Annotated in this window: 23 protein-coding genes; 8 read left to right on the top strand and 15 right to left on the bottom strand. The window is 59.0% G+C overall.

The window, feature by feature from the left end; translation table 11 throughout:
- Positions 1–61 precede the first annotated feature (61 nt).
- Positions 62–3,196, bottom strand: coding sequence for a putative bifunctional diguanylate cyclase/phosphodiesterase (locus CLR77_RS12260; RefSeq protein ID WP_097460924.1), 3,135 nt, complete (start codon positions 3,194–3,196; stop codon positions 62–64).
- A gap of 152 nt (positions 3,197–3,348) precedes the next feature.
- Positions 3,349–4,839, bottom strand: a complete 1,491-nt coding sequence (gene dacB, locus CLR77_RS12265; protein WP_158227189.1) for a D-alanyl-D-alanine carboxypeptidase/D-alanyl-D-alanine endopeptidase — start codon at positions 4,837–4,839, stop codon at positions 3,349–3,351.
- Positions 4,840–4,944: 105 nt separating this feature from the next.
- Between dacB and CLR77_RS12270 the strand changes: the two genes are divergently transcribed.
- A complete protein-coding gene (locus CLR77_RS12270; protein WP_097460926.1) occupies positions 4,945–5,733 on the top strand; it encodes a substrate-binding periplasmic protein in 789 nt (262 codons plus the stop codon).
- Positions 5,734–5,751: 18 nt separating this feature from the next.
- Here the strand turns inward: CLR77_RS12270 and CLR77_RS12275 are convergent, their stop codons facing one another.
- From CLR77_RS12275 to CLR77_RS12285, 3 genes are all read right to left on the bottom strand, one after another.
- Complete coding sequence (locus tag CLR77_RS12275; RefSeq protein WP_097460927.1) at positions 5,752–6,348, bottom strand: hypothetical protein; 597 nt, start codon at positions 6,346–6,348, stop codon at positions 5,752–5,754.
- Between the two features lie 65 nt (positions 6,349–6,413).
- The gene (locus tag CLR77_RS12280; RefSeq protein ID WP_097460928.1) at positions 6,414–7,028 is read right to left on the bottom strand and encodes a LysE family translocator; all 615 of its coding nucleotides are present in this window, start codon (positions 7,026–7,028) and stop codon (positions 6,414–6,416) included.
- Complete coding sequence (locus tag CLR77_RS12285; RefSeq protein WP_097460929.1) at positions 7,028–8,209, bottom strand: WD40/YVTN/BNR-like repeat-containing protein; 1,182 nt, start codon at positions 8,207–8,209, stop codon at positions 7,028–7,030. Before CLR77_RS12285 ends, CLR77_RS12280 begins: the two co-directional genes overlap by 1 nt.
- Positions 8,210–8,438: 229 nt before the next feature.
- Here CLR77_RS12285 and CLR77_RS12290 point away from each other — a divergent pair, with 229 nt between their 5' ends.
- The 3 genes from CLR77_RS12290 (at position 8,439) to CLR77_RS12300 (ending at position 11,269) form a co-directional block, all read left to right on the top strand.
- Positions 8,439–9,278 (top strand): sulfite exporter TauE/SafE family protein, encoded by an 840-nt coding sequence (locus CLR77_RS12290; protein WP_097460930.1) that lies wholly within the window; start codon positions 8,439–8,441, stop codon positions 9,276–9,278.
- A complete protein-coding gene (locus CLR77_RS12295; protein ID WP_097460931.1) occupies positions 9,275–9,628 on the top strand; it encodes a DUF1634 domain-containing protein in 354 nt (117 codons plus the stop codon). Before CLR77_RS12290 ends, CLR77_RS12295 begins: the two co-directional genes overlap by 4 nt.
- Before the next feature lie 135 nt (positions 9,629–9,763).
- Positions 9,764–11,269, top strand: coding sequence for a DEAD/DEAH box helicase (locus CLR77_RS12300; RefSeq protein ID WP_097460932.1), 1,506 nt, complete (start codon positions 9,764–9,766; stop codon positions 11,267–11,269).
- 48 nt (positions 11,270–11,317) lie between these two features.
- Here CLR77_RS12300 and CLR77_RS12305 read toward each other — a convergent pair whose 3' ends face one another.
- The 4 genes from CLR77_RS12305 to CLR77_RS12320 are packed head-to-tail and all read right to left on the bottom strand — an operon-like array spanning position 11,318 to position 14,335.
- A complete protein-coding gene (locus tag CLR77_RS12305) occupies positions 11,318–11,833 on the bottom strand; it encodes a dihydrofolate reductase (RefSeq protein ID WP_097460933.1) in 516 nt (171 codons plus the stop codon).
- Positions 11,834–11,854: 21 nt separating this feature from the next.
- Positions 11,855–12,694 carry a thymidylate synthase gene (locus CLR77_RS12310; RefSeq protein WP_097460934.1) on the bottom strand — a complete coding sequence of 280 codons (840 nt, stop codon included), beginning with the start codon at positions 12,692–12,694 and terminating at the stop codon, positions 11,855–11,857.
- A 5-nt stretch (positions 12,695–12,699) separates the two neighbouring features.
- Positions 12,700–13,515: a prolipoprotein diacylglyceryl transferase gene (gene lgt / locus CLR77_RS12315; protein WP_097460935.1), complete on the bottom strand. Its 816-nt coding sequence runs from the start codon at positions 13,513–13,515 to the stop codon at positions 12,700–12,702.
- Positions 13,516–13,537: 22 nt separating this feature from the next.
- Positions 13,538–14,335, bottom strand: a complete 798-nt coding sequence (locus CLR77_RS12320) for a sulfite exporter TauE/SafE family protein (protein WP_097460936.1) — start codon at positions 14,333–14,335, stop codon at positions 13,538–13,540.
- 146 nt (positions 14,336–14,481) lie between these two features.
- On the opposite strand from CLR77_RS12320, the gene CLR77_RS12325 reads away from it, so the two are divergent.
- Positions 14,482–15,264 carry an NRDE family protein gene (locus CLR77_RS12325; protein ID WP_227519899.1) on the top strand — a complete coding sequence of 261 codons (783 nt, stop codon included), beginning with the start codon at positions 14,482–14,484 and terminating at the stop codon, positions 15,262–15,264.
- A 12-nt stretch (positions 15,265–15,276) separates the two neighbouring features.
- Here CLR77_RS12325 and CLR77_RS12330 read toward each other — a convergent pair whose 3' ends face one another.
- Positions 15,277–15,786 carry a PilZ domain-containing protein gene (locus tag CLR77_RS12330; protein ID WP_158227190.1) on the bottom strand — a complete coding sequence of 170 codons (510 nt, stop codon included), beginning with the start codon at positions 15,784–15,786 and terminating at the stop codon, positions 15,277–15,279.
- 276 nt (positions 15,787–16,062) lie between these two features.
- Here CLR77_RS12330 and CLR77_RS12335 point away from each other — a divergent pair, with 276 nt between their 5' ends.
- From CLR77_RS12335 to dxs, 3 genes are all read left to right on the top strand, one after another.
- Positions 16,063–16,317, top strand: coding sequence for an exodeoxyribonuclease VII small subunit (locus tag CLR77_RS12335; protein WP_097461022.1), 255 nt, complete (start codon positions 16,063–16,065; stop codon positions 16,315–16,317).
- Positions 16,314–17,198, top strand: a complete 885-nt coding sequence (gene ispA, locus CLR77_RS12340) for a (2E,6E)-farnesyl diphosphate synthase (RefSeq protein ID WP_097460938.1) — start codon at positions 16,314–16,316, stop codon at positions 17,196–17,198. The genes CLR77_RS12335 and ispA overlap by 4 nt, the downstream gene beginning before the upstream one ends.
- 125 nt (positions 17,199–17,323) lie before the next feature.
- Positions 17,324–19,267, top strand: coding sequence for a 1-deoxy-D-xylulose-5-phosphate synthase (gene dxs / locus CLR77_RS12345; protein WP_097460939.1), 1,944 nt, complete (start codon positions 17,324–17,326; stop codon positions 19,265–19,267).
- A 52-nt stretch (positions 19,268–19,319) separates the two neighbouring features.
- Here dxs and ribA read toward each other — a convergent pair whose 3' ends face one another.
- From ribA to argJ, 5 genes are all read right to left on the bottom strand, one after another.
- On the bottom strand, positions 19,320–19,964 hold the full coding sequence (gene ribA, locus CLR77_RS12350; RefSeq protein ID WP_264754699.1) for a GTP cyclohydrolase II: 645 nt from the start codon (positions 19,962–19,964) through the stop codon (positions 19,320–19,322).
- Positions 19,965–20,050: 86 nt separating this feature from the next.
- Complete coding sequence (gene moaA / locus CLR77_RS12355; protein WP_264754693.1) at positions 20,051–21,034, bottom strand: GTP 3',8-cyclase MoaA; 984 nt, start codon at positions 21,032–21,034, stop codon at positions 20,051–20,053.
- 27 nt (positions 21,035–21,061) lie between these two features.
- Positions 21,062–21,556, bottom strand: coding sequence for a cyclic pyranopterin monophosphate synthase MoaC (moaC, locus tag CLR77_RS12360; RefSeq protein WP_097460941.1), 495 nt, complete (start codon positions 21,554–21,556; stop codon positions 21,062–21,064).
- 56 nt (positions 21,557–21,612) lie between these two features.
- Entirely contained in the window at positions 21,613–22,551 is a 939-nt protein-coding gene (locus tag CLR77_RS12365; protein WP_097460942.1) for a Nudix family hydrolase, read from the bottom strand.
- Positions 22,552–22,554: 3 nt separating this feature from the next.
- Positions 22,555–23,772, bottom strand: coding sequence for a bifunctional glutamate N-acetyltransferase/amino-acid acetyltransferase ArgJ (gene argJ / locus CLR77_RS12370; RefSeq protein WP_097460943.1), 1,218 nt, complete (start codon positions 23,770–23,772; stop codon positions 22,555–22,557).
- Between the last annotated feature and the right edge of the window lie 90 nt (positions 23,773–23,862).

Raw genomic sequence — 23,862 nt, forward strand, 5'->3', positions numbered from 1 at the left:
TTTTTTCAGACAGCTTCGACGATGGAACTTATTGATTGAACAGCAATAAACCTTACCGATTTCAGACGTTACTCTGACGACTGAAACGCTCCGTGATTTCTTCTGCGGTTAACGGCAGGCTCAGCAGGAACCCCTGGGCAATACCGCATCCCTTTTCCTTCAGGAACGCGAGCTGCTCTTCGGTTTCCACGCCCTCGGCCACCACCGGCATACTCAGGCTATGGCCCAGGGAAATCACTGCCGTAGCGATTGCCGCATTGTTTTCGTCACGCGGCAGACCGTGCATGAACTCACCTGCGATCTTGATTTTATCCACCGGCAATTGCTTGAGAAGACTCAGCGATGAATAGCCTGTGCCGAAATCGTCGATCACGATATGCAATCCGAGCGCTCTCAGCTCACGCAACACACGCTCGCCTTGGCCGGACACATGCAGGACACTCTCGGTAACCTCCAGCTCCAGCTGTAGGGCGTTGGCATCGATCCCATGGCTCTCCAGCATCTGATGCAGGCGTCCCACCAGATTGTTACGCGTTAATTGCGAGGCGGAAATATTCAGCGACAGCGGTCCTACTGAAATACCGGCATCCTTCCAGGCGCTGGCCTGACGACACCCCTCCTGGAGTACCCAATATCCTAGGGAATGGATCAGGCCGGTATCCTCGGCGGCGGGGATAAACTGTCCGGGCAGCAGCAGCCCCCGCGAGGGATGACGCCAGCGAATCAGACCCTCGGCCCCGACCATACGTCCGGTCCGCACATCGAACTGGGGCTGGTAATAGAGCACGAACTCGTTGCGTCGAATACCTTCCCGCAACTCGGTTTCCAGCTTCAAAAGGCTCGATGCCCGAGCTGTCATTTCGGAAGAATAAAACTCAAAAGTGCGACGCCCCCTTTCCTTGGCACGGTACATGGCGGAGTCGGCTGTCATCGTCAGGGCGTCACTGGAGTCCGCATCATCCGGGAACAGGCTGATACCGATGCTGACCCCGACATTTACCGTCTGGTGATCGATCAGAACCGGTTTATCGACTGCTGAAATAATCTTTTCGGCAATACGGATAACGTCTTCCGTGTGCGCCACATCTCTCAGGATAACGGCAAACTCGTCCCCTCCCAGGCGGGCAACTGTATCTTCCGCCCGCACGCAGGCGCGCAGCCGTTCTGAGACGATCTGCAGGAGACGGTCCCCCGCAGGATGTCCCAGGGTATCGTTAACCAGCTTAAAACGGTCGAGGTCCAGCAGCATGACCGCCACACGGGCGGGATGACGCTCGGCCTCGATAAGCACCTGATCCAGGTTGGCATAGAAAAGCAGGCGGTTGGGCAACCCGGTAAGGGAATCGTGATGGGCCAGGTAATTCAACCGTGCCTCAGCCTGCTTGATGGCACTGATATCGGATAACACGGCCACATAGTTGCTAACCCTTCCATCCGACGCATGCACGACACTGATATTTTCCCAGAGAGGAATCACCTCGCCACTCTTGTGGCGGTCCCAGATCTCCCCCTGCCACTGTCCTGCCGACTTCAAGTCATCCCACAAACGGCGGTAGAAGGCCTCATCGTGGATACCGGATTTCTGGAAACGCGGCGCCTTACCCATCACCTCATCGGCGCTGTATCCGGTAATCGTCGTATAGGCCTTATTCACCGCAATAATGCGCATATCGGCATCGGTGACGATGATGCCCTCATTGGTGCTTTCGAACACGACGGCAGCCTGGCGCAACTCAGCCTCGATCTGCTTTCGCTCAGTAATATCGGTGGATATGCCACAGACGGCCTGACCATCACCCGATTGCTGCAGGGGGAACTTGACGGAAATAAAAATTCGGTCGCCATCCTCAGACGGGACAACTTCCTCGAACTCCTGAGGCTGACCGCTGTTGAGCACCGACAAATCGTTCTGCCGATAGGTCTCTGCAAACTCGGGCGAAAAGACATCCCGGTCGCTCTTTCCCGTCAATTCATCGGCAGGCTGCCCAATCATCTCCGCCATCCGGCGGTTGACGAACAGGTAGTGGCCATCGCGGTCTTTGAGGTAAGCCAGTGCCATCGTGTTGTCCAGAACGGTCCGGAGCTGCGCCTCGCTTTCCCGGGTGGCATGCACATGAATCAAAACCACTGCGCGGAACCAGGCGAGAATAGCGCTGATCAGCGCTACCAGGACAAGCATGCCTCCTACGTATACCCGGTCATTCCACAACAGGGTCCAGGGGCTGACATGCACCCATTCCGAGGGAATACGGGCAACCAGTTTCCAGGCATCGTCCACACTCTGCAACGTGCCCGTGCTCCGATTCGAAGCAACGGAGGTATCCCTGGCCGGGAATAGCGTATCGACAACGAAAGCAGACGACGCGGTCTCGATCACACCTTCATCCATCGACTGGATACGCGACCAGGCACCATTGAACAGCACATCCGGTTGCGGCAGCCGATGCCATTGCACCATACCGCCCTTGCCTGGCAGGCGCCGGAGAACCCAACGGCCATTGCGCTCGACGATAATAAATTCACGACCCGATACCAACGGCGCACTGTGTGAAAAACCATCGAACAATCGCTCGTTACGCAGGTTCATTTGCAGGAAGCCGACCCGCACGCCTTCTCTCCCTGATACCGGACTCGACAACCGCAATGTTGGTGTCACAGACGAAGCCATATCCTCGCGATCAGAATCACTCTCCAGCGACGACAGGTAGACGTCCCCATCAGGGAGCCGCTGCTCCGTTTCCGATAGATGGACCGACCGGCGTAACTTTTCCGCTGGCACAATCTGCGTCTGCGCATGCCCACGACTCCGGTTCACCCGGATAAGCTCATGGCCACGGTTATCGACGAGCCGGATATCGTTGTAGAAATCGACATTGTCGATAAACACGCCAAACAGCTGTGCCAGGTCTTCCCGGTGGCCGGGCGTCTGCGAGAAGGCATAATTGCGAAACGCCGGCGTCTGCATCAGGATTTTCATATGCGCGACACCCGCATTGAGGTTACTGACAACCCCGGCGGCTTCCGCATCGAGTTGCGCGCGTTCCTGCGTGAGGATTTTTTCGGCTTGATGATTCTGACGTTGATAGTCGAACCAGAGCGCAATCCAAACGGACAGCACGGAAGCGATCAGGAAGTACAAGACAAAGCGGCCCAAAAACAGCCGAATATGTCGGGGAGAGCCCTCGATTTTGGTCATGTAGCCCGCCAACGTTGCCCCCTCCAGACACAGGGAATATTCCCCCAGTCAAAACAGATTACTGACGACCTCGCAGGGCTATTCTGACACGGATCAAGGACAAAGGGTTTTGCTAGCTACCTATCACAATAAATTGCAAAGGTGCTTCACGATCATTGCGGAGACAACAACGGCAGCAAGTCCTGACGCATGGCAGCCAGGACATCAAGGTAGTAAATGTGCGGCCAACGCGAGGTCCCATTAACAATCATGGCAAAGGCCCCCCAGCCTCCGGAAGTCGTACGGAAGTAGCCTGCCAGTGACATCACCGAATAGGGCTGGTTGAGTGAACCAGTCTTGACACTGAGTTGATTCAGCCAGGAGTCGTCACCATGGTGCAACATGCGCAACGGCGAATAGCGGGGAACGGAAAGCGCGCCCAGAAAGGCGGGGAACAGGTCGCTGCGGTGATAGAGGTGGCCCAGCAAGGCGCCGATATCGGCGGCAGACAGCGTATTGTCCAGGGTAAGACCGCTGCCGCTGCGAAACACCGGGGATCCCCCCCCCGCCGAAATATCCGTTCCAGAGTCGCGGGCACTCGATAACGCCAAAGCCTGCAGACGACGCCCTGCGGCCGCGAGCGAAACCGTCTCAGGCGAAGGCTGAGCGGCCACCAGATCCAACGCCAACATATCGGCCATATAATTATTGCTGTACGCCATCATACGGGCCAGTTGTTCACGTAAAGCCTGCCCTTCAACGCTTGCCACCTCTCGGGCACTCGCCGGCGGCGGCAAATCGGTGATCCGATTATCCCCGCGGACAACGATACCCGAGCTTTCGAGAATACCGCGAAGTACCAGGCCTGTCTGATCCGCCGCGTTCGACACCGCCCGGTAAATCTGGAGGGGTTCTGCATTCAGGGGAATATGGCCCGACACGATGAGCCGATCATGTCCGTCATGGGTTTGCCGCGATACAGACACATCAGCAGAGCCCGCGGCCGAGGTCGTCAGCACCTTGCCCCCCAGGGTGACGCCTGTGGCAGAAACCCGGCACCAACCGATTCGAGCCGGCCCGCCCACCTGCTCAGCAGGGCTGACCTGTACGCACCAGGTGGCGAAATCGATCCCTGCCGCCGACAACGGCGCATTGTAGGCATGTCGCGAAGCCGATCGCGCAGAGCAGCGGTCGCGCGCTTGACAGGAAACGGCACCAAAGAGGGACTCATTGATCACCAGGTGGCCGTCGACTTCTCGAACGCCCTGATGACGTAACGCGCTGACCAATGACCAGAGATCACGGTCTTCCAACGTAGGATCACCGGCGCCCATAAAAATGAGATCGCCGCGGAGGACGCCCTTATCGAGCGGTCCCGTGACCAACAAGCGTGTGACAAAGCGATGATCGGGCCCCCATTGCCCGAGGGCCGCCGCCGCCGTGTACAACTTGGAAACCGATGCGGGAGTGAGACGGGTCTGAGCATTGCGCTGCCCAATGACTTTTCCGGATTCGAGATCGACAGCAATGGCGCTGACTCGTGCGCCCTTGGCCTGCAACGCCGCCAGCGCCGGGAAATCCCCGGCAATGGCCGTGAAGGCGGCCAGCCAACCGACGAGCAGCGCGCCGACCAGGCATATCCGCTTCCGCATCCAACGTTTCACGGTACTCAATTCCGTCATAACCGCGCCAAAATAGATTTTGGGTGAGAGAAAAGCCCATACTCCCATATACTGGACAAAGAGCGCCTATCCACAGAGATCCTTGCCATGCCCCTTGGTCGCATAGCTTGTCTCGGATTAGCCTGCACCCTCGCCCTCGCAGCAGCCACTGCTACCCAGGCAGACTGCGTCGTTCGTGCCGGCTGGGAACCCTGGCCCCCCTATACCTACCGAAATACCGTTGGCAGGCTGACCGGTGTCGATATCGAACTGGTACGCCTTTTCAGCCAAGCCGCCCATTGCCACATCGAATTTCTACAGATGCCCTGGAAACGCCAGCTAAACAGCCTCAAAGCGGGCACCATCGACATCATGATAGGGGCTTCGATGACCGCCGAGCGCCAAAAGATCGCGCGCTTTTCCATTCCCTACCGCAAAGAAACCATGCGGCTATTCGTCCGTCGTGACGAGCTTAAACGCTACGATTTCCGCACTTTCGATACCCTTCTGCACCAGCGATTCCAGCTCTGCGCAACGCGTGGCTATTTCTATGGCAGTGCCTTCCAGGCCATTCTCGACAATCCGAAAGAGCGTCAGGACGTTACCCTTGTGACCAACTCCAGCCAAGGTTTCATGATGCTTCAGCTACATCGTGTGGACGGTGTGCTGGAGGACGCGTTGGTCGCCCACTTTCTGCTGCAGGAGCTGGCTTTTCGCGATGCGGTTGTCGCCAGCCCGTTACCGGTCAACGAAGATGATATTTACCTGATGTTCAGTCGGCAGAATGACAGCCAGCAGCTCGTCGACCGCTTCAATCAAGCCATCCAAACAGTACGAGACGAAGGGCGCTACGCCAGCATCCTGCGCCCCTATACCGGCAAGGGTGATCCCCAGTAACGCCCTGCTGGCGCCTCCTTACTTACCGCCTAACTTGGCGCGAATAAAGGCCGCCGCGTCTTTCGACAACTGATCGATCTTTGCCTTGTCCTTGGGGTTGTCTTTGGGCACGCCATAAGTCACCCGATAGGGAAACCACTGCGCCTGCCCGTTATTCACCAACTCCAGCAGGGACACGATGACGTAACCATCGCCTAAATGACTGAAGTGCGCCTGGTAGCATACTTCTGTCGTCGCCTTTGGCTTCTCGGCCTTCACCCAGTCCGCCTTGTCGCCACCGTCGAACCAGAAGCGGGACAACTCAGGCTCCTTTGTACAGGGTTTGATAGCGCTGACCTCGCCCGCCTTTTGAAAAAAGAAACCAAACAGCAGTTGCATGGCTTGCTGATTCGCCTGCAGTTCAGCCTGGGCGTAGTGGGCCGGGTAATACAACACGTTCGACAACACCTGCGCCTGCGACTTGCCAAAGGCCATCATGACCTCCGTAGCCACCGCCCGGGCGGAACCCTGATCCGCATGAGCCTGGAGACTGGAAAGTGGAGCCAACGCCAGCGCCATCATGATTTGCGCGATCCACAGCGGCATTTTTCGGCTAAACGGAAACAGTTTTTTCATCAGAGGCACCTTCGAAAGACCTTGTCGTCATGCTCGGGGGGAGACCACAGACTAAAGTACCTTCTCTACAGTGTCACCACCCGCACCGCCACCACAAACAGCACCAGGCCCGTCACCCTATCCACCCATTGGGCATGGGCCCGCAGCCAGGGTAAAACCGCAGAGTGCGACAGCACCAGCGCTACCAGCACATACCAGCCGGTATCGATCAACCAGGCTGTGGCTGCCATTATGGCTCGCGACGCCTCATTCTGGCCGGGACTGACAAACTGGGAAAACAACGCCAGGAAAAAGACGGCAACCTTGGGGTTCAGGCAGGCCGTCAGAAAACCATCCCGCGCCGCATCAACCAGTGAAACTGCCGCAACATCAGTTCGCTCCGACAGAGGACCGGCGCCTGACGAACGCAACGACTTGAAGGCAATCCATGCCAGGTACAGGGCTCCCAGCCATGTGATGGCATGAAACAACCAGGGCACATGCAGGATCAACGCAGCGAGTCCCGCTACCACCAACAAGGCATAAAGACCGACACCCAGCCCGTGCATAACGCCGGTCACAACACCGTGCAGACGGGAACCGTGCAGCGTGTGACGCAGCACCATGGCGAGGCTGGGCCCTGGCGACATGGCGCCGAGCACGCAAATCGCAGCCACCGACAGCCAGGCGGACCACAGCATCAGCTGCCTCCGGACGCGTTGGCTGGAGAAGGCACCGTCTGCCAGTGCCGCCCGCCATCATGGGTCTCCAGCAACGTTTGCTGCGACAAGGCCCATCCGTGCCGGCGGTCGACAAATTGCAGCGACTGCCACGGCTCGATCAAATTCTCCGTCAGCGCCGTCCAACGACCGCCCCCGTCTTGGGTGCCATAAAGCACACTGCCCCAACGCATCCAGCCGATCCGGGCATCGACAAAACTGATCACCGGCGTTCGATATCCGCTGCCGTCACGGCGTTTCAGTGGCAACTCCGGCTTCCAGGTACGGCCGCCATCGGCCGAATGGAAAATCACTGCCTGAGCGTGCTCGCCGCCCTTCTCATCCTGCCAACTGAAACTGGCGGCGATGACCGCATTGTTTTCATCCAGGAAAATGGGCGGAGAGACCTGCGAGAATGCCTCGCTTTCCTGGGGTGAGAGCGGCATCGACTGGTCAACCCACTGGCGGCCGCCATCGCGACTGACCTGCAGGTAGAACTTCGGAATCACGCCGTACGCACCATTGAGCCAGGCGTGACCGGCATCCTTGAACGTTACCCCGGCGATGCAGCAGATATCGTTCAAGGGCCCAATCATCAGGGGCCCACGAAAATATCCAGGCCGCGTACCGGCGACGGCCGTCCAGTGCGCCCCGCCATCTGTTGTGGTCAACAAGGCAACGGCTTCATGGTTCATGCCGGAGTCCAGGCCAACCAGCAGGCTGCCATGACGGGCATCGGGGAACTGCAGGGAAATGGGGCCACCGCGCCGGGTCAGGGGGACCGACGTCCAGGAGTCGCCGGCATTCGTGGTACGGAACAGCCAGACGCCTTTGCCCGGCAGGGATGCAGCCACCCAGGCATGACGGGCGTCTAGGGCCGTACCCAGGATATAGCGCAGGGATTTCAGGGGTGCTGGCGTAAGATCCTGCCAATGACTGCCGCCATCCGAGGTGCGAAACACACCTCCCACAAAGAGCCAACCGTGCTGATCGTCCAGCAATCGCATACCGGCATACTGGCTTATCGGCCATTGGCCGCTCACTGAGGATTCCTGCGCTGAAGAGGGTCCTGACGGCGAGCTGGCACAGGCACTTAGGAGCATCACCGACAGCAGGATGGTCCAGTTTTGCGGTCGCATCACACGCAACAATATCAGCAACATAGAGGAAACAATCCTGAAAACCGGGGTTACAGGTTCGAAGAACCGGCAGACAGGGACTTATAGCATAGCGTCATCGCCTTTTCACGATCCTCGACATCGGTGCAAAGGTCAAACAGCGCTCCTTGAGAACCAAAACATTTCCACATAAGCAAATTCCTTGAAGCTATAAGCCCTTCAACGCGATAATGCCGACAGCCAGCCGACCTCCAACCGTGAAACGCTGAAACAGATGCTCACTGTTCTACCCCTATGCCTGATGGGCCTGCTTGTGGGATGCCTGGGTGCCCTGACCGGCATCGGCGGCGGCATCATCCTTGTCCCGTTGCTGACACTGCTGTGGCACGTGCCCCTGCATGCCGCAATGGGTGTGTCCCTGATAGCCGTGGTCGCCCAGTCGACCGGTGCTGCAGCCACTCCCGGCCGGGACACCCTGCGCAACGACCGTGTAGCCATTTTCCTGGAAACCGGGGCTGCCGTCGGCGCAGTGATTGGCGCAATTCTGACGGCTCATGCGCCCCTCCCACTGCTCTCTATTCTGTTTGGCCTGCTTCTGCTGTTCGCCAGTTACAGCGCCTTCCGAAAAACCGGTCGCCCGGAAACCGATGCCGCCACACCCGACATCACCAACTGCGATGGCTGGGCTGGCCGCCTTCAGCTGCATGGCGAATGCCTGGACCGCGGCGAACGCACCCGCTACCGTGCCCAGTCCGTCTGGTCTGGCTGGAGTACCATGACCGTAGCCGGCTTTCTGTCCGGATTACTCGGAGTTGGTGCAGGCGCGGTCAAGGTCATTGCCATGGATCAGATCATGAAGCTGCCCTATAAGGTGTCCACCGCCACCAGCAATATGATCGTAGGCCTGACCGCGGCGGCCGGTATCGGCATCTACCTGAAGAACGGCTTCATCAACGCCACACTGGCAACACCCGTGGTGTTGGGCATGGTCGGCGGAGCCATGTTGGGAACGCGCATCATCACCCATGCGCCAGTAAAACCCTTGCGGGTACTGTTCAATGCTGTCGTGCTGAGTTTTGGCCTTCTCATGATCGCCAGAGGTGTCGGGTTATGAGCATACAGACCGACCTGGCAACGGGAAGCAACCGCCTTCTGCAATGGCTGCTTCTTGTCTCCTTGAGCATGCTGGTCGCAGGCGGCATCCTGTTTCTTGCCCATCACGGTATGACCTGGCCTGCACCGCACGCCGCCAATCACGGAGACGCCGCCTTGCGCAGCATCCCTTACGCCCTGCATCCAGGGTCGGGACGTTTCTGGATGGAGCTGGGCCTGGCCCTGTTGCTTTGGTCGCCGGCGCTGCGCCTTTGCGGCCTGTTATGGCACTTCATTCGTATCGGCGACTGGCTGTACCTGTCCATGACCGCACTGCTTCTGGCACTGATTGTTCACAGCCTGCTGCCTTGAATTCCTCGGGCGCCGATGAAATTACGTATGAAACCACCACCTTTTGCCGGTATCCTCGCGAGCCCCATCGGCGTATAATCGTTTCTTCATAACGTTGGTCCGCCAGCGTTTCATCCCCCGTATTCCGAGTTTTTCATGCAAACACCGTCTTTCTCCGACCTGGGCTTGGCCCCGGCCGTGCTTCGTGCCATTGCCGACGTCGGTTACGAAACACCCTCGCCTATCCAGGCACAAAGTATTCCGGTCCTGATGCAGGGCCGTAACCTGCTGGGTACCGCTCAGACCGGCACCGGCAAAACCGCTGCGTTCGCCCTTCCGTTACTGAGCCGGCTGGACCTGTCCGCCGTCAACCCGCAAATTCTGGTACTGACGCCGACCCGTGAACTGGCTATTCAGGTCGCTGAAGCCTTTTCCACCTACGCAGCTCAACTGAAGGGATTCCATATACTGCCCGTATACGGCGGCCAGGAATTCCGGGGGCAGTTGAAAGCCCTGCGTCGTGGCGTTCACGTGATCGTCGGCACTCCCGGGCGTATTCTCGACCACCTGCGTCGCGGCACTTTGGTGCTGGGAGAATTACGTGCACTGGTGCTAGACGAAGCGGATGAAATGCTCCGCATGGGCTTTATCGACGACGTCGAAACCATCCTGGCCGAGACACCCTCCGACTGCCAGCGAGCCCTGTTTTCGGCCACCATGCCGCCGCCCATCCGTAAAGTGGCGGAGAAATACATTCCGGCTGCCGAAGAAATTCGCGTTTCCAGTCCGACCTCGACAGTCGAAAGCATTCAGCAGTTCTCCCTGCGCGTATTCGCCGAGCGAAAGATGGAGGTGCTGACCCGGATTCTTGAAGTCGAGGATTTCGACGCCGCCATCATTTTTGTCCGCACCAAGGCGGAAACCACCGAGGTCGCCGAGAAGCTGGCTGCCCGTGGGCATGCCGTCGCTCCGCTGAACGGTGACCTGAACCAGCGTCAGCGCGAACAGACCATCGAAGCGCTGAAAAATGGCCAGCGCGACATCGTCGTTGCCACTGACGTCGCCGCCCGGGGCCTCGATGTGCCCCGAATCACGCACGTCATCAACTACGACATGCCCTACGACGCCGAGGCCTATATTCACCGTATCGGCCGTACGGGCCGGGCCGGTCGCGAAGGGCGCGCCATTGCACTGGTAACGCCGCGTGAAAGCAACTGGCTGCGCACCATCGAACGCACAACGCGCAGCACCATGAAGCCCTATGAGTTGCCGTCGCCGGATGATCTGCAGCAATTGCGCCTACAGCAGTTCGAGGCCCAGCTGCTCAATCTGACCAATGACGGCGATCTGACCGAGGTCCAGGCACTGCTCAGCACGATTGCCGAGCGTCAGAAACTGGATATTTCACTGATTGCCGCGGCGCTCGGGCGATGGCTGGAAACTGCCCAGCCCGGCATACTGCCGCTGAAACCGCCGGCGCATGTGCCTCAACCCAGCGCCGAACCGCGCCGCCCACGAGGAGCCCAGCCACGGGATGGCAATCGCCCCCCTCGCCGCCGTGACGGGAAGCCGGGCTATGCAGGAAAAGGTCGCAAGGACGGCGGCAAGCCGCCCTTCAAGGCGGGCCGCAAAGAATACGCGGCCAAGAAACCACAGTCCTGAAAAGCAAAAAGGCTGCCCTCGGGCAGCCTTTTTTTGACGCTAGAACGATCAATGGGATCTGCGGCGATCGTAAACCACGAAGCTGTAAGAATAGGGATTCTGCTCCGAAGCACCATGTTCCTGAGCGGCAACCTCTTCCCACTCATCCCAGTTCACTTCCGGAAAATACACGTCTCCCTCGACATCCGCATGCACCTGAGTGATGTATAGGCGGTCCATCAACGGCAGCGCTTCCTTGTATAGCTGACCACCTCCGATCACGACCATCTCATCCACACCATCCAGCTCAGCCTGGGCTTGGGCACGGCGAAACGCCTCGTCCAGATTGCCCGCCCGAGCCGCTCCCGCAGGACAAGCCCAGTCAGGATCGCTGGTCACAACAATATTCAGTCGCCCCGGCAGGGGCCGGCCGATTGACTCGAAGGTGCGCCGGCCCATGATTATCGGCTTCTGCATCGTCACTTCCTTGAAATACCGCAAATCCTCCGGCAAATACCAAGGCAGCTTGTTATTGCGTCCGATGACACGATTACGCGACATCGCAACAATCAGAGTTTTTCTCATATCAGGATGATCCTGTACTTCTCAGACAGCGATGGGAGCCTTGATCGCCGGCCAGGGGTCGTAATCCACGAATTCGAAATCCTCGAGTTCGTACTCGAACAGTGAGGCCGGCTTCCGGCGGATCACCAGCTTGGGCAAAGCCCTGGGGCTGCGACGCAACTGCTCGTAGACAATTTCTTCAGTGATGTGGTTTTGATAGAGGTGACAATCCCCGAAGGTATGCACGAACTCTCCGACGTCCAAATCACACTGTTGCGCGATCATGTGCGTCAACAGGCTGTAGGACGCAATATTGAACGGCACGCCAAGAAACAGGTCCGCACTCCGCTGGTAAAGCTGGCAGGACAAGCGGCCATCGGCGACATAGAACTGGAACAGACAGTGGCAGGGCGCCAGCGCCATACGACCGTTTTCCGCATTTTCCTGTGGCCCTACAGACTCGTCAGGGAGATCTGCCGGGTTCCAGGCGGAGACGATAAGGCGCCGGGAATTCGGTTTGCGGCGTATCTGATCGACCACCTCAGCAATCTGATCGATGACACGACCATCCGGACATTGCCAGCTACGCCACTGCTTGCCGTAGATCGGCCCCAGCTCGCCATTGTCCAGGGCCCACTCGTCCCAGATGGAGACCTTACGCTCGTTCAACCAGCGGTTATCCGTCGAACCCTGCAGAAACCACAGCAATTCGACGATCACGCTGCGCAGGTGCACCTTCTTGGTGGTAACCAGAGGGAAGCCCTGTGACAGGTCGAAACGTAGTTGACGCCCAAAGACAGAGCGGGTTCCAACGCCCGTACGATCACCGCGGTCGGTCCCTGTCTCCAGGATATCGGTCATCAGGTCCAAATACGCCTGCATGTTTTTCAGGTCCCCTCATCGACGGCGCGGGTCACTCTGGCCTGACGCCGATAGGCCCAAACCAGCAAGATGATACCCACAAGGATCATCGGCAACGACAGCAACTGCCCCATGGTCATCCAATGAAAGGCGATAAACCCCAACTGGCGGTCCGGTTGACGGACAAACTCGACCAGGAAGCGGAAAATACCGTAGAGCAGCAGGAATAATCCCGACGGAGCCATTCTAGGCCGCTCCTTACGCGTATACAGCCACAATACCGTGAACAGAACGATCCCTTCCAGCCCAAATTCATAAAGCTGCGAGGGGTGACGCGGAAGGTTGTCGGGTGCTCGCGGGAACACCATGCCCCAAGGCAGATCCGTTGGCCGGCCCCAAAGCTCGCCATTGATGAAGTTACCCAGGCGACCCGCCGCCAAGCCGACGGGAACCAGCGGCGCCACAAAATCGGCCAACTGGAAGAAGGTCGAATTCACCTTGCGCGCAAAAAGCAACATGGCGAGCATGACCCCGATCAGCCCGCCATGGAACGACATGCCGCCGGTCCATACTTCAAACAGCCAAAGCGGATGTGCCAGGAAGTAGTCGAAGTTGTAAAACAGGACATATCCCAGACGACCGCCCAGGATCACGCCGATAGCGATGTAGAACAACAGGTCGCCCATCTGTTCTTCGTTAATCGGCGACCAGGGTTTACGGGTGCGCATACGGCCCAACCACCAGCCGCACACAAAGCCCACCAGATACATCAGGCCATACCAGTGAATTTTCAGGGGGCCCAGTTTCAGGGCTATCGGATTGAAGTCTGGATACTTCAGCATGTCGGCCTCGCCAGTCGAACCATTATGCAATCAGAAAATGCGACCCCACGACCAGCAACAGCAAAGCAAAAGTCCGCTTCAGCCAGACATGAGACAGCTTGTGGGCCAGGATGGCTCCTACCCGCGCAAACGGAACACTCGTCAGGACGATTCCGATCAGCGCCGGCAGGTAGATAAACCCGGCGGAATAGGGCGGCAAATGCGGTTCGCCCCAACCGGTATAGACATTGGCTACCGCCCCGGCCACCGCTATGGGCAAGCCACAGGCAGCGGAAGTACCGACGGCCGCCTGCATGCGCACGTTGCACCAGCTCAGGAAGGGCACCGTCAAGGTCCCCCCTCCAATACCGAAAATCGCCGAAGCCCAGCCGATAAAGCCGCCGGCTGATCCCAACCCCACAGCTCCCGGCACATCGCGGGATGCCTTGGGTTTGACATCCCAGACCATGCGCACGGCCATCAGCAAGGCAAAGACACCGATGATTTTCTGCAACATGGGCCCGCTGAGAAGCGCCGCAGTCTGAGCCCCCAATGCCGCACCGATCACGATTCCGACCGCCATCGGCCGAAAAATATCCCAACGCACGCCACCTTTCTGATGATGCGTGCGAATCGAGCTCAGTGAGGTAAAGGCGATCGTCGCCAGGGAGGTCCCCACAGCGAGATGAGTCATGGCATCAGTGCCAACGCCCTGCAGGTGAAAACTGAGAATAAGCGCTGGGACAATGATCAGGCCGCCGCCAATACCGAACAAGCCGGCCAGAGTACCGGCAAACGCGCCCACGAGAAGGTAAATTACCAGCGATGTCAGTATGGTCATAGCGCTAGCAGGTTCCGGAAAACTTGGGGGTGGTATCATACACAACCCGGCGACCACCTGCATAAAAGGATGCAGGTAAGGAAAGCCCGTTGCGCAGGACGCCAGAAGCCGACGAGCGATCCTTGCAGGCCGTCGGAAATCGTCTGATGTGGAGTTTTACCGTGTGCCTGATGCTATTTGCGTTGCAGCAACACCCACGCTTCCCACTCATTCTCGCGGCGAACCGCGATGAATTCCATGCCCGCCCCACCCTTGCGATGCATTGGTGGCCGGATCGCGATATCCTCGCCGGACGCGACGAACAGTCCGGCGGCACCTGGATGGGAATTACGAGGAATGGCCGTGTCGCCGCCGTCACCAATTACCGCTCGGGACGCCCCGAGCCCGCCTCGCGCAGCCGCGGCGAACTCCCGTTAAAGGCACTGGCAGGAGAACACGAAAACCCTGACTTTGCGAAAACCCTGGAGCAGGATGCCGACCTATATGGCGGTTTCAACCTGATTTGGCTGAATGGTCGTGGCGGACTCTACAGCAGCAATCGCGACAACGTCAGCTTCCGGCGCATGTTTCGTGGCACTTTCGGCCTAAGCAATCACCTACTGCAAACCGCCTGGCCCAAAGTTGAACGGGGCCGCACCGCTCTCAAGCAAGTTATGACTGCAGCAACCTCGGTGGAGGAACTACACGAACAGTTGCTGACCATGCTGGGCGACACTCTCCAGGCGCCCGACAGCAACCTGCCAGACACCGGCGTTGGACCAGAAACGGAACGCTTCCTGTCGCCTCTGTTTATTCGCGGGCCAGGCTACGGAACCCGCGCCAGCACGGTCATTACCCGCGACACCAACGGCACACTCACCGTCAGCGAAATCAGCTTCGGCCCCGATGGCCGGCGAGAAGGCGAACAACGTTTCCAGTGGCAACCCTGAGCCGGGAATGGATTATGTCGGGTCCTGCCGCTCACGTCGCTGACGCAGGGCCCGGGACTGGCACTCCAGCACATGCTGCACCAGCACTTCACGATCGGCCTCGGCAAGATTCTCGAAGTCCGCACGGATAAGATAGCCATCCCCACTCTGATCGCAGGAAATGACGCGGGCAACAATTCGCACGTGTTCGCCGTCGGGATAAAACACCAGATTCAGCACCACATGCTCACCGGTCTTGTACCATTCGTCGACGGGGAACAAGATACCGCCAGCACTGAGGCTGACGTCCTCCACACGGAGATCGGCAGATTCCGATGCGCCAGCCTGGCGAAACATCTCCATCATCAGATTGAGCTTGCGGTCCAGCAACGCCAGCGTTTTGCCCAGCCGGGGCGATTCCTCGGAGACAACCTCCAGCTCGTAGCGCAGCTCCTGCTCCAGCGTTTCCAGTTTCGCGTTCATGGAAAGCCGGGACAGCTCAGACGCCAGCTCCACCTCATCACGCAGCCGCGCGTGACTCATCGCAACGCGATCCTTGATCCGAAAATACCGACGCCTTTCTTTACCCTGCCACACGCTGGCTCTCCACAGATCGATCAAAAGAAGTCCTGGCGGTGATTGACACCCTACCATTAAGCATACCCCGTAACGGCTATCCAGGCCGCATTTTCAGGCAATACCTCGCATGCGGAAGGCTTTGCAACCGGACAAGGTCAAAAAACCGAATGGGGCAACAACGCCAGCTTCGCTGTTATACTGGCGCCTCCTTTTTCACCGATAATGATCGACAGGGCCATCATGACAGAGGAAGGCGTTACCCGCGTTGCCGATTTCGAGAAGGCACTCAGCGAACTGGAGGAACTCGTTCGCAAACTGGAACAGGGTGAGTTGTCGCTTGAACAGTCCCTTGCCGCCTTTGAGCGCGGCGTAAAGCTGACACGTGAATGCCAGACTGCGCTGCGCTCGGCCGAACAACGCGTTCAGCAGTTAATGCAACGGGAAGATGGCAGCGTTGAGAGTATGCCGTTTCAGCCGGATGCCGATGCAGAATGAGTGTCGAAAACTACTTTCAGCAGTGCCGTGCGCAAATCGATGCGGCATTGGACCGCGCGCTGCCCACGCCGGAACAGCGCTTCGGCCAGCTTCACGAAGCCATGCGCTACAGTGTTCTGGGCGACGGCAAGCGTATTCGCCCCGTCCTGACCCTGGCGACGGCCGAAGCCTTCTCGGTCCCCGTTGAACGGGTACTGGCGCCAGCCTGCGCCGTAGAGCTGATCCATGCGTATTCGCTGATCCACGACGATCTGCCCGCCATGGATGATGACGACCTGCGCCGTGGACGTCCCACCTGCCATATTGCCTTTGATGAAGCCACCGCTATCCTGGCCGGTGACGCGCTCCAGGCACTGGCCTTTGAACTCCTGGCTACGGCACCAGCGCTGTCTGCCGATATCCGCTTGCGCATGATCCAGGCGCTGACCAGTGCCAGCGGACATAGTGGAATGGTGGGGGGACAGGCTATCGACCTCGCTGCTGTCGGCGCTCAACCGCGCCTCGAGGATATCGAGCGGATGCACCGCTGCAAGACCGGGGCACTGATCGAGTGTGCCGTCAACCTGGGCGCCCTGACCGCAGCCGACGCGGCCACTCCCTGGATGGACGGATTGCAACACTACGCCCAATCGATTGGCTTGGCGTTTCAGGTCCAGGACGACATCCTCGACGTCGAGGGGCAAACCGAAACGCTGGGCAAGCAACAAGGTGCCGATATCGCTCGCAACAAGCCCACCTATCCAACCCTCTTGGGCATGGACGGCGCCAAACAGCTGCTGCAGCGTCTGCACCAGCATGCGTGCGACAGCGTGTCCTCACTGGGTTCGCGTGGTGAGCGATTAAGGGCGATTGCCGACTTCGTGGTACAGCGTCATCGCTGAACAGGGGCCAGTATGGCCTCCAGCTCCTTGTTTAGCGCCCGAGATTTGCCGCTAAGCAATGAAATCAACCGCATTGATCCCGTATAATGCGGATATCATTTCGCAAAACTGAAGCTCAGAGCCGGATGCAGGACACCTACGTATTTCAGGAAATTCCCACACGGCGCCCTAACACACCGTTGCTGGACCGCATCGATTCACCGGCCCAACTCCGCTTACTGGACGACGACCAGCTGGTTCAGGTGGCAAGGGAACTCCGCTCGTTTCTACTCTGGTCTGTCGGCCAGTCCGGTGGACATTTCGGCGCAGGCCTCGGCGTGATCGAACTGACACTGGCATTGCACTATGTGTTCAACACGCCGGAAGATCGCCTGGTCTGGGATGTGGGCCATCAGGCTTATCCGCACAAGATCCTGACGGGCCGGCGCGAGCAGTTGACCAGCATCCGCAAACGGGATGGGCTGGCCGGTTTTCCCAACCGCGGCGAAAGCGAATACGACACCTTCGGGGTCGGCCATTCCAGCACCTCGATCAGCGCTGCGCTGGGCATGGCAATTGCCGCACGCCTGAAAGGCATCTCCCGCAAGAGCATTGCGGTCATCGGCGATGGCGCCATGACGGCAGGCCTGGCTTTCGAGGCGTTGAACCATGCCAGCGATCTCGATTCAGACCTGCTGGTCGTTCTCAACGACAACGACATGTCGATTTCCCACAATGTCGGCGGCCTCTCCAACTATTTCGCCCGCCTGCTGTCGAGCCGCACCTATAACCAGATGCGTGACAGCAGCAAGAAAGTCCTGTCCAGCGCCCCAAACCTCATGGCGCTGGCCAAGAAAACCGAAGAACACGTCAAGGGCATGATTTCCCCCGGCACGCTGTTCGAGGAGCTAGGGTTCAACTATATCGGGCCAGTCGACGGCCACGACCTGCCCTTGCTGCTGGAAACCCTGCGCAATATTCGCGACCTGGATGGCCCCCAGTTCCTTCACGTGGTCACCCAGAAAGGCAAGGGCTTCGCACCGGCCGAGCGCGACCCGATTGGCTACCACGCCATCAACAAGATCGAACCGAAGCCCACGGTACAGCCCACGCCGGTCCCAAGCGCACCGAAAAAACCCAAATACTCCAATGTATTCGGGCAATGGCTGTGCGACATGGCCGAAGCGGACCCTCGTGTCGTCGGCATAACCCCGGCCATGCGTGAAGGCTCTGACCTGGTAGCGTTTTCCGAACGCTTCCCGGATCGCTATTTCGACGTCGCCATTGCTGAACAGCATGCCGTGACCCTGGCAGCAGGATTGGCTTGCGACGGCGCCAAGCCAGTGGTGGCCATCTATTCGACCTTCCTGCAGCGAGCATACGATCAACTGATCCACGACGTTGCAATCCAGAACCTCGACGTCCTGTTCGCCATCGATCGTGCCGGACTGGTCGGCGAGGACGGCCCCACCCACGCCGGGGCCTTCGACCTGACCTACCTGCGCTGCGTGCCGAACATGGTGATCATGGTACCTTCCGACGAGAACGAAACCCGTCAGATGCTGTATACAGGCCTCGAACATACCGGCCCAGCAGCTGTGCGCTACCCTCGCGGCACGGGTCCCGGCACGGAAATCGTCGCAGAGATGAGCGCCCTGCCCCTGGGCAAGGGCCGCCTGGCCCGCCAGGGTCATCGGGTGGCGATTCTCGCTTTCGGGACCGTACTCGCCGCTGGCCTGGAGGCTGCCGAACCCTTGAACGCCACTGTCGCCGACATGCGGTTCGTCAAACCACTGGACGAGGCATTGATCGACAGCCTCGCAGACAGTCATGACCTGTTGGTGACGTTGGAAGAAAACGTGATTGCCGGTGGCGCGGGCTCTGCCGTGGTGGAATATCTCAACAGCCGCAGCCGCACCCTGCCCGTGCTGCAACTGGGCCTACCTGACCGTTTCGTCGATCACGGAAAGCACAGCGAGCAACTTCACGAATGCGGACTGGACGCCGAAGGCATCCTGTCTTCTATTCGTCACCGTCTGCAGACATTGGAAAAAGACACTCAGAACCTGCGCCTGGCACAGCACCTCTGAGCAGAGGATAGATCGGCGCCGGGCAGCTGATGATGCCTGGCGCCGGGATAACTCAAAGCGCGTCGTCGTCCTGATGGGTGTTCAGCCAGTGGCCCATCTTCGACATTTTCGTATCCAGGTAATGTTCGTTGTGAGGATTGCGCCCCACTTGCAGCGATACCCGCTCGACGACATCGATACCCAATTCCCTCAGGGCTTCCACCTTCTTCGGATTATTGGTCATCAAGCGCAGTTGGTGAATGCCCAGATGCGCCAGCATGTCCTTGCACATGCTGTAGTCACGCAGGTCGGCGGCAAAGCCCAGGCGCTCGTTAGCTTCGACGGTATCCGCCCCCTCATCCTGTAAATGGTAGGCTCGGATCTTGTTGAGCAAGCCGATACCCCGGCCTTCCTGTCGAAGATAGAGAAGAATACCGCGCCCCTCACGGGCAATACTGCGCAACGCCTCTTCCAGCTGATAACCGCAGTCACAGCGCATACTGAACAGGGCATCGCCGGTGAGACACTCGGAATGGGTACGACCGAGAACCGGTGCACCATCGGTAACGTCACCGAGTGTCAGCGCCACGTGCTCTCTGCCCGTATCCGGTTCTTCGAAGCCGTGCATGCGAAAGACCCCGAACGGCGTCGGGAGACGGCAAGAATCAATGAAACGAACGACCACCGGATAACCTCGCAATTCTAAAGGCCGCGGCATTTTAGCAGAAGGCGCGACGGACAGCGACACGGCGTCGCGGGCTAAAGCGGCCATCATCGCCTGTCACGGATGGATTGAGTAGCTCCCTAACCGCCTGTCGCATTCATAAAGCGCAGGATCTGCGGTTCGGATTGCAGGTCGAAGTGATGCCGTTCAGGCTTGACCGTCATGGCCTCAACGATGGCCCGCCGCAGCGGCGCATCGTCTTCGGGATGAGCCCGCACAACGGCGCGGAGATCCACCGAGTGCTCGTTACCGAGGCACAGTAACAAGCGCCCCTCGGCAGTCAGTCGCACCCGGTTACAGGCAGCACAGAAGTTCTCACTGTGCGGCGAAATAAAACCGATGCGGCTTTCATGGCCGGGCACCCGGTAGTATCGTGACGGGCCACCTGAATCATCGGCAATGGGCTCCAGAGGAAATGCCGGCGCCAACAGCCCCCTCACTTCCTCGCTGGAACAGAATGCCTCATGACGGCTGTGCTCAGAGATCACGCCCAGCGGCATCTCTTCGATAAAACTGATGTCCAGTCGACGCTCCAGCGCAAAACGGACCAGGTCACTCACCTCATCGTCATTGCGTCCGCGCAGAATGACCGCATTCAACTTGATACGCTGGAAACCGGCGGCACGTGCGGTTTCAATCCCCGCCAACACCTGAGCCAACTGGCCCGTGCGGGTTAGTTGGCGAAAGCGGTCCTCATCCAGGCTGTCGAGACTGACATTAATCCGCTTAACGCCTGCCGCCGCCAGCGATGACGCAAACTCTGCCAGGCGCCCGCCATTGGTCGTCATACAGAGTTCGTCGAGCCCCGCCAAGTTACCCAGTTGCGAGGCCAGATCCACCAAACCACGCCTGACCAGAGGCTCCCCTCCGGTCAGACGTATCTTGCGGACGCCAAGTTCGACGAAGACACGGGCAATACGGGCCATTTCCTCAATACTGAGGACCTGGGCCCGCGGCAGGAAGGTCATATCCTCCGCCATGCAATACACGCAACGGAAATCACAGCGGTCCGTGACCGACAACCGCAGATAGGTGACCCGACGGCCAAATCTGTCGATCAACATAGAGTCGGTTCCGCTGGCACCAGACATTCAGCGCACCTCGCCTGTCGCGTCGGCCACCCAGTGCCCGGAACGTCCGCCGGACTTTTCCAGCAACCGAGTCGACTCGATGACCATACCCCGGTCGACGGCTTTGCACATATCGTATAGCGTCAAGGCTGTCACGGAAGCTGCTGTGAGCGCTTCCATCTCCACACCTGTACGGTCCGCCAGGCGACACAGCACTTCGATGCGCAGGCCTGCGCTGTCGTCACAGGGAGCAATATCCACTTTGACGGCCGTCAGGTTAAGCGCATGACAGAGCGGAATCAGTTCATGGGTCTTTTTAGCCGCCATGATACCGGCGATGCGGGCGGTCGCCAGCACATCCCCTTTCGGGTGACGTCCTTCCAGCACCATATCCAGTGTCGCGGGTTGCATCCGAATAATGGCCTCGGCACGCGCCTCGCGCTGCGTTACAGCCTTGCCGGTGACGTCAACCATACGTGCCGCGCCACTCTCATCCAGATGCGTCAATCGAGTCACGTTACAGTCACCTCCCGCCTGCACTTACGTTTCTGACAGGATACCAGATGCGCGACTTACCACCACGCGCTGATTGCTGCAACACCGCGGCCACCGTGCTGCCGGGCTGTGGTGATATCCGCCTCGCCCAATCCACCCAAGGCATATACAGGGAGATGACTTTGGGCGACCGCTGTTTCAAACCCCGACCACCCGATCGGCGGTGCTTCCGGATGACTTTGGGTGGGCATGACCGGAGATAAGGTCGCCAAATCGGCCTTCAAGGTGGAGGCATGCTGCAATTGTTCGATCGAGTGACAGGATACTCCGAGCAGGAGGTTATCTCTCACAGGACGGTCGTCGAGATCGGCGGCCAGCCGCCAGGGCAGATGTACGCCATCGGCAGGCACCCGATCCAGCATCTGCGGATTCCCGTGCAACATCAAGCGCACGTCATGACGACGACAAAGCGTCAGCGCCGAGGCAGCCAGCAAAACGTAGTCTTCGTCATTAAGGTTGGGTGCGCGCAACACCACGAGAGGGAGGCAGTGCTGGTTCAGCACCTTTTCCAGCCGGGACAACAAGGATTGCGGACTCTCCGCAGCCCCGGTAATGAGATAGCGGTCAGGTAACCGCAAGGCACGTATGATGGGGCGGTTCGCCGCGGGAAAATCGGCATCCTGAAGCGCCGCGATATCCAGCCAGAAGACCGGCTGCCCTTCCCGCCCATGGGGCTCACCGCTATAACTATCGATCAAACAGACATCCAGAAAGACCCGTTTGTCGCCATAATCGTGCCGGATACCGATCAACGGACTGATCGCCTCGGCGGCAACCCGGATACCCAGCTCTTCATGGAGTTCACGATCCAGCGCCTGAGCCGTCGTTTCGCCAGGCTCAACCTTGCCGCCGGGGAACTCCAGCAGCCCGCCCTGATGCACATGATCCGGACGGCGAGCGACCAGAACCTTATCACCCTGGCGGATAACGCCGACAGCCACCTGGATAAAACTCATGGCTCAGGTGCGGTATTCCGCGTTGATCGTAACGTAGTCGTGAGAGAAGTCACTGGTCCAGACGGTTTCGCTGACCTTGCCACGGCCAAGCTCGATACGGATCTCGATTTCGGCACGATCCATCACCCCCTGACCGAGCTCCTCCGTATAGTCCTCAGCGCGGGCACCGTCACGAACGATACAGACATCACCGAGATAGATGCTGATCCCTTCGATAACCAGATCCTCGACACCCGCCCGCCCGACAGCCGCCAGGATGCGCCCCCAATTGGGGTCTGAGGCATAGAGGGCCGTTTTCACCAGCGGCGACTGCGCCACCGTGTAGGCCACATCCAGCGCCTCCTTCTGAGTCGCCGCCTGTTCGACACGCACGGTGACGAACTTGGTGGCGCCCTCACCATCGCGAATGATCGCCTGGGCCAAGGTCACAAAGAGTTGCCGGAGCGCTTCGCGGAAAACCCCCAGATGCGGGCCGTCAGCAGTAATCGCCGGCGCAGCCGAGCGTCCAGTCGCGGTCAGGACACAGGCATCGTTGGTCGACGTGTCACCGTCGACAGTAATACGATTGAAAGAGCTTTCGACGACCTCGCCCAGTAATGTCTGCAGCAGCGTTTTTTCTATCCGGGCATCCGTCGCTACGAATGCGAGCATGGTCGCCATATTGGGGCGAATCATGCCAGCCCCCTTGGAGACACCGGAGAAATGCACCGGATGACCATCAATCTCGATACGGCAAGTCGCACCCTTGGGTAAGGTGTCGGTCGTCATGATACCGCTGGCAGCGTCCGCCCAACCGTCGGCACGCAAATCATCGACCGCCGCAGGCAATGCCTTTTCCAGTTTGTCGACCGGTAACAGTTCACCGATCACGCCGGTGGAGAATGGCAGCACAGTCTCTGTCGCCACGGCCCCCAAGGCAGCCAGGGCACTACAGGTGCGCGTCGCAGCCTCCAGCCCCGCCTTACCGGTGCCCGCATTGGCATTACCGGTATTGATGACCAGATAACGCGGCACCTGCTGAGACAGGTGTGCCCGCGCCAGGGTTACCGGTGCCGCGCAAAACTGATTGCGAGTAAATGTGGCCGCGGTCGTACAACCTTCGGCCAACTCGAATACGACGGTATCCTTGCGCCCGGGCTTTTTGATCCCTGCACTGGCGACACCAATACGAATGCCCTCAATCGGGTGGAAGTCGGGCAAAGGCCCAAGTCCTACCGCCATCGGTGCGAACACTCCTATGAGATAATTTCTGGAGAGGAAAATGCAACAAACCGGGGACAAACCCCGGCTTGATGCAGACCTTCAGGTCAG

Source organism: Mangrovitalea sediminis (assembly GCF_002514725.1).
In the GTDB taxonomy this organism is placed as follows: domain Bacteria; phylum Pseudomonadota; class Gammaproteobacteria; order Pseudomonadales; family Oleiphilaceae; genus Mangrovitalea; species Mangrovitalea sediminis.

Excerpts from the sequence above, each read along its gene's own strand:
- CLR77_RS12305 (WP_097460933.1), bottom strand. The coding sequence starts at position 11,833 with ATGAGAAAAACTCTGATTGTTGCGATGTCGCGTAATCGTGTCATCGGA.
- moaA (WP_264754693.1), bottom strand. The coding sequence starts at position 21,034 with ATGTTGATCGACAGATTTGGCCGTCGGGTCACCTATCTGCGGTTGTCG.
- CLR77_RS12285 (WP_097460929.1), bottom strand. The coding sequence starts at position 8,209 with ATGTTGCTGATATTGTTGCGTGTGATGCGACCGCAAAACTGGACCATC.
- CLR77_RS12275 (WP_097460927.1), bottom strand. The coding sequence starts at position 6,348 with ATGAAAAAACTGTTTCCGTTTAGCCGAAAAATGCCGCTGTGGATCGCG.
- CLR77_RS12300 (WP_097460932.1), top strand. The coding sequence starts at position 9,764 with ATGCAAACACCGTCTTTCTCCGACCTGGGCTTGGCCCCGGCCGTGCTT.
- CLR77_RS12330 (WP_158227190.1), bottom strand. The coding sequence starts at position 15,786 with ATGAGTCACGCGCGGCTGCGTGATGAGGTGGAGCTGGCGTCTGAGCTG.
- CLR77_RS12325 (WP_227519899.1), top strand. The coding sequence starts at position 14,482 with ATGTGGAGTTTTACCGTGTGCCTGATGCTATTTGCGTTGCAGCAACAC.
- CLR77_RS12280 (WP_097460928.1), bottom strand. The coding sequence starts at position 7,028 with ATGCTGTGGTCCGCCTGGCTGTCGGTGGCTGCGATTTGCGTGCTCGGC.
- CLR77_RS12365 (WP_097460942.1), bottom strand. The coding sequence starts at position 22,551 with ATGAGTTTTATCCAGGTGGCTGTCGGCGTTATCCGCCAGGGTGATAAG.
- CLR77_RS12310 (WP_097460934.1), bottom strand. The coding sequence starts at position 12,694 with ATGCAGGCGTATTTGGACCTGATGACCGATATCCTGGAGACAGGGACC.
- argJ (WP_097460943.1), bottom strand. The coding sequence starts at position 23,772 with ATGGCGGTAGGACTTGGGCCTTTGCCCGACTTCCACCCGATTGAGGGC.
- ribA (WP_264754699.1), bottom strand. The coding sequence starts at position 19,964 with ATGCCGCGGCCTTTAGAATTGCGAGGTTATCCGGTGGTCGTTCGTTTC.
- CLR77_RS12295 (WP_097460931.1), top strand. The coding sequence starts at position 9,275 with ATGAGCATACAGACCGACCTGGCAACGGGAAGCAACCGCCTTCTGCAA.
- CLR77_RS12320 (WP_097460936.1), bottom strand. The coding sequence starts at position 14,335 with ATGACCATACTGACATCGCTGGTAATTTACCTTCTCGTGGGCGCGTTT.
- CLR77_RS12290 (WP_097460930.1), top strand. The coding sequence starts at position 8,439 with ATGCTCACTGTTCTACCCCTATGCCTGATGGGCCTGCTTGTGGGATGC.
- CLR77_RS12335 (WP_097461022.1), top strand. The coding sequence starts at position 16,063 with ATGACAGAGGAAGGCGTTACCCGCGTTGCCGATTTCGAGAAGGCACTC.
- CLR77_RS12270 (WP_097460926.1), top strand. The coding sequence starts at position 4,945 with ATGCCCCTTGGTCGCATAGCTTGTCTCGGATTAGCCTGCACCCTCGCC.
- ispA (WP_097460938.1), top strand. The coding sequence starts at position 16,314 with ATGAGTGTCGAAAACTACTTTCAGCAGTGCCGTGCGCAAATCGATGCG.
- lgt (WP_097460935.1), bottom strand. The coding sequence starts at position 13,515 with ATGCTGAAGTATCCAGACTTCAATCCGATAGCCCTGAAACTGGGCCCC.
- CLR77_RS12260 (WP_097460924.1), bottom strand. The coding sequence starts at position 3,196 with ATGACCAAAATCGAGGGCTCTCCCCGACATATTCGGCTGTTTTTGGGC.
- dxs (WP_097460939.1), top strand. The coding sequence starts at position 17,324 with ATGCAGGACACCTACGTATTTCAGGAAATTCCCACACGGCGCCCTAAC.